The organism is Dehalococcoidia bacterium (assembly GCA_028711995.1).
Lineage (GTDB): Bacteria > Chloroflexota > Dehalococcoidia > SZUA-161 > SpSt-899 > JAQTRE01.
Genome location: JAQTRE010000197.1, coordinates 1 through 3,869, shown reverse-complemented (window position 1 = coordinate 3,869; position 3,869 = coordinate 1). Strand labels below are relative to the sequence as shown.

At 56.2% G+C, this 3,869-nt stretch carries 2 protein-coding genes; one reads left to right on the top strand and one right to left on the bottom strand.

Annotated features, from left to right (window positions below; translation table 11 throughout):
* Window positions 1–205 precede the first annotated feature (205 nt).
* Window positions 206–2,410: a phosphoribosylformylglycinamidine synthase subunit PurL gene (purL, locus tag PHV74_15345; GenBank protein ID MDD5095728.1), complete on the top strand. Its 2,205-nt coding sequence runs from the start codon at window positions 206–208 to the stop codon at window positions 2,408–2,410.
* Between the two features lie 79 nt (window positions 2,411–2,489).
* On the opposite strand, the gene PHV74_15340 is transcribed toward purL, so the two are convergent.
* Window positions 2,490–3,650 (bottom strand): PKD domain-containing protein, encoded by a 1,161-nt coding sequence (locus PHV74_15340; GenBank protein MDD5095727.1) that lies wholly within the window; start codon window positions 3,648–3,650, stop codon window positions 2,490–2,492.
* Window positions 3,651–3,869: the final 219 nt, after the last annotated feature.

The following is a 3,869-nucleotide window of genomic DNA, read 5'->3' as shown; positions in this document are numbered from 1 at the left end:
ATTGCTGCGTTTGCTGGTAGATGAGATAATCTACTATGACGATGGTCGGCTGACCATCAAGACCATCATCCCTCTCAATGATAATGTGCAATTGCATCCTGAAGCTCGGGGGATCGAGGGGGTTTAGAAAGGGTTGCGCGGTGATGTGGATTCCCGCCTGCGCGGGAATGACATATTGTCGGGAGATATTCAAAAGGAGCCAATTATGCCGATCACTCAAAAAGATTTAGACGTTGTAGCCCTCTCCCAAGAGGAGTACCAGTTGATCCTGAAACAGCTGGGGCGGGAACCCAGCATCGTCGAGCTGGGCATGCTGGGATCGCTCTGGAGCGAGCACTGCGGCTATAAACACTCCAAGCCTCTCTTGAAGATTTTTCCCAGCAAAAGCGCTCGCGTCGTCACCGAGGTGGGCGAAGAGAATGCCGGCGCGGTGGATATCGGCAATGGGCTGGCCATCGTGATGAAGGTAGAGTCTCACAATCACCCATCGGCGATCGAGCCCTATGAGGGGGCGGCTACGGGTGTCGGCGGAATCGTACGGGATATCTTCACCATGGGAGCGCGGCCCATTGCCCTTTTGAATTCGCTCCGCTTCGGTCCTTTGAGCGTGCCTCGCAATCGTCACCTGTTCAACGGTGTGGTGTCCGGTATCGCCGGATACGGCAACTGCCTGGGCATTCCCGATGTGGCTGGAGAGATTTATTTCGCCGATTGTTATTCCGAAAACCCCCTGGTCAATGCCATGTGCGTGGGGCTTCTGGAGACTTCGAAGATGGTATCGGCGCAGGCGGGTGGTGCGGGAAATCTGCTGATGCTTGTCGGCTCGGATACCGGACGCGATGGACTCCACGGAGCTTCAGGTCTGGCCTCCCGAACCTTTGAGGACGAGCGCGAGTTGCGCCCGACGGTTCAGGTGGGCAATCCTTTCCTGGAGAAGCTGCTCATTGAAGCCTGCCTGGATCTTAAGGATAGCGGCTGGATTGTGGGAATGCAGGATTGCGGTGCAGCCGGGCTCACCAGCGCTTCGGTGGAAAGCGTTTCCAAGAGCGGCAGGGGTCTGGAGATCGACGTGCTGAAGGTGCCGCGCCGCGCCGAGGGGATGACGCCCTATGAAGTGATGCTCTCCGAATCGCAGGAGCGGATGATCGTCATCGTCAAGAAGGGCTACGAGGGCAAGGTCAAGGCCATCTTCGATCACTACGATCTGCGCTCCGATATCATCGGGCATGTCACCGATGACGGCATCGCCCGCATCAAGGAAGGCGATAAGGTGGTGGCCGAGGCTCCGGTTAGCCTCCTGACCAATCCGCCGTTCTATCGTCTGGAAGGCGTTCGGCCAGAGTGGCAGGACGCGGTTCAGAAGCTCGACTTGAGCTCTATCCCGGATATAAGTCCTCAACAGGCCGCTGAGGTTTTGCTTAAATTGCTGGCCTCTCCCAATATCGCCAGCAAGAAAATGGTCTACCGCCAGTACGATCATCAGGTGCAGATCAACACGGTGGTGGCACCCGGTCAAGCCGATGCGGCGGTGCTGCGCATTAAGGGAACCGGCAAGGGAATTGCCCTGGCCATCGACGGCAATGCACGGCTTTGCTACCTTGATCCCCACATCGGAGGTCAGATTGTGGTGGCGGAAGCGGCCCGGAACGTGGTTTGCACCGGAGCCAAACCGCTGGCCCTCACCGACTGCCTCAACTTCGGCAATCCGGAGCGGCTGGATATCTACTGGCAGCTTGAGCAGTGCATTCGCGGCATGTCCGTCGCCTGCGAGACTCTGGGCACTCCGGTGATCAGCGGGAACGTCAGCCTTTTCAATGAAACCCGGGGCCAATCGATCTACCCCACGCCGGTTGTGGGCGTGCTGGGGCTGATCGAGGATATAGAGAAACGCTGCACCATGTCATTCAAATCTGAGGGCGATGTGGTTCTTCTGCTGGGCCAAAACGGAAATGATCTCGCGGGCAGCCAGTATCTGGAGACTATTCATGGAAAGGCGGCCGGAAAGCCTTCTATCGATATTGAGTTTGAAAAGAGGCTTCAGGAGTGTCTGCTTTCGGCTATCGGTCAGGGGTTGGTCAAGTCTGCGCACGATTGCTCCGACGGCGGTCTGGCAGTGACGCTGGCCGAGAGCTGCATCGCTGGGGATATCGGCTTTGAAGGCGATTTAAAGATCGGTTCACGGCTCGATGCCACTCTCTTTGGAGAAACGCAATCGAGGATCGTAATCTCCGCGGAAGCAGCCAATTTGAAGAAGCTTCATAAACTTGCCGCGGAGCAGGAAATCCCGCTTCTGAAACTGGGTGTTGCCGGAGGCAAGCGCCTTTCGATCAAAGGAATCATCGATCTACCGCTGGAAGAGGCGGCGGATGCCTGGAATAACGGGCTTCAGCGGGCGATGGGAGCCGGTTAATCAAGATAGAATTAATGACTGCGAGATGGGACCGAACAAGTGGAAAGCGTGGATAAATCCAGGAATGAAGATGAGGCGGTCAGTTATCGATGGTGATCGATTTCTGTCTGTAATCGCTTCCCAGCGGGCCCATCACACTCAGGGTTACGGAATAGGTTCCAGGAGAGCCGTAAGTGTGACTGGGATTCTGTTCGGAACTGGTGTATCCGTCCCCGAAATTCCACGACCATGACGTGATATCCCCCGTTGAGAGGTCGGTGAACCGGAGAGGCACATAGAGCCCAACCGTAGGACCGTAGGAGAATTCGGCAGCGGGGACATGACTCAGCACCCGGATGTAAATGGGCTCTGCGGTTGAAAACTCCTCACCGGTGGGAACGGTAACTTTGAGAGTGACCGCATAGGCTCCCGGGTTGTCATAGGTGTGGGTGGGGTCCTTTTCGCTGCTGGTCCGCCCGTCACCGAAGTCCCATTTCCAGCCCGAAGTAACTCCCTTCGACAGGTTAGTGAAATTGATTTCAAGCGGTGCGTAATCTCTCACGATGCTGGTGACATAATCCACCTCGACGGCTCCAATGAGGTCCGGTTTGGTTTCCGTGGCCGAGACGCCCTCGTTTGAAGTGGTCAAACTCACCGTGTAGATGCCCCCTTTCGCATACGTGTGGCTGGGATTCTGCTGATCGCTGCTGCTTCCATCCCCGAAGTCCCATGCCCAGATGGCGACCTCTCTACTGGCAGCTCCGTGGAATTCCACCGTAAACGGGGCTTTGCCATACCGTGACGGGCAGGTGAAATCCGGCTTGGGCGGTATCGGCAGCACCGTCAACACGCGCTCGGCTTTCGGCGACCATAGTCCATTGGCATCTTGAACTTCAAGCGTGATCACATAGGTGCCAGGCTTCTCCGTCACTGAGGAACTGGTAAAGGATGCCGAATAGGCGATCGCGCCGGACCCCTGGATGCTCCACCGATAGCTCTTGATTTCTCCTCGCTCACCGCTGCCCTCAAAGGTTACATCAGCGTTGGCCTGGGCAGGATTGGGTCGGATATCACCAATGACCGCTACCAGTTTTGCCGGGGTCTGGGTGGTTGCTGTTGGGGTTGATATGGACACCGGGGTTGAGGGCGGGGTCGAACTGGGTGCGGGAGTGGCCGATGTCGCCGGTGTGGAGGTGGGTGTTGCGTTCTTGGAATCATCTTTGGACCCGCCGGAACACCCTGTCCAAACTAACAGGCTCACCAGAATCAGTGGGAGAAAGCGTCTCGCAAGATACATTTTCTTTTGTGGTGTACATTGGACGCAACAACGTCCGAAAAAGATTCTATGGTCGCTAACCCAACTTCCGCAGTTTTGAATCTGGGAGGTGGTTCTCCCGAGCGTAAAGTCTACACTACATTTTTGTAAATCCTCATTCTCTGGGGCAGATGTAATCCAAGCATCTGGAGCAAGATGGCCTGG